The organism is Stenotrophomonas sp. P5_B8 (genome assembly GCF_054049855.1).
This window is the reverse complement of the sequence record NZ_JBFULO010000888.1, coordinates 1-519: the sequence shown is the minus strand read 5'-3', so window position 1 is coordinate 519 and position 519 is coordinate 1. Positions and strand designations below refer to the sequence as shown.

The 519-nt window shown below is 68.4% G+C and carries 1 protein-coding gene and 1 pseudogene; both read right to left on the bottom strand.

Annotation, left to right across the window (positions count from 1 at the left end; all coding sequences use genetic code 11):
• A pseudogene (locus tag ACXJKH_RS22020) lies at window positions 1-213 on the bottom strand (methionyl-tRNA formyltransferase); the annotation flags it as partial.
• Between the two features lie 99 nt (window positions 214-312).
• Window positions 313-519 (bottom strand): peptide deformylase (locus ACXJKH_RS22015; protein ID WP_457322571.1); only part of this gene is annotated, 207 nt, incomplete at its 5' end.

Below are 519 nucleotides of genomic sequence, written 5' to 3'. Positions count from 1 at the left end.
CTGCTGGGCTTCGGGGGTCTTGAGGGTTTCCGGCTGGAACACCGGGATGCCACGCGCGATCGCCTCCAGCTTCACCGGCGAGGGCATCAGCCCGCGCCCGCGTCCGGCCGGGCGGTCCGGCTGGGTGTACACGGCCACCACTTCATGGTGGCGCGCCGCCACGCGCAGCGAGGACACGGCGAACTCCGGCGTACCGGCAAAGACAATCTTCATGGCAACCCCACTTGCAGAAAGTAAAACGGCGCCGGTGACCGGCGCCGAACAACCGGGTGCGGCGCGCGGTCAGCCCGCGCGGCCGTGCCCGTGGCCATCTCAGGCAACGTGCTTGCGCTGCTTGGCCAGCTTCTTGCGCACCATCTCGCGCTTGAGCGGCGAGAGGTAGTCGATGAACAGCTTGCCGTCCAGGTGGTCCATCTCGTGCTGGATGCACACGGCCAGCACGCCATCGGTGGTCAGCTCCTGGGGCTGGCCCTGGCGGTCGAGGTAGCGCACGGTGATGTCGTTGGCGCGGGTCACATC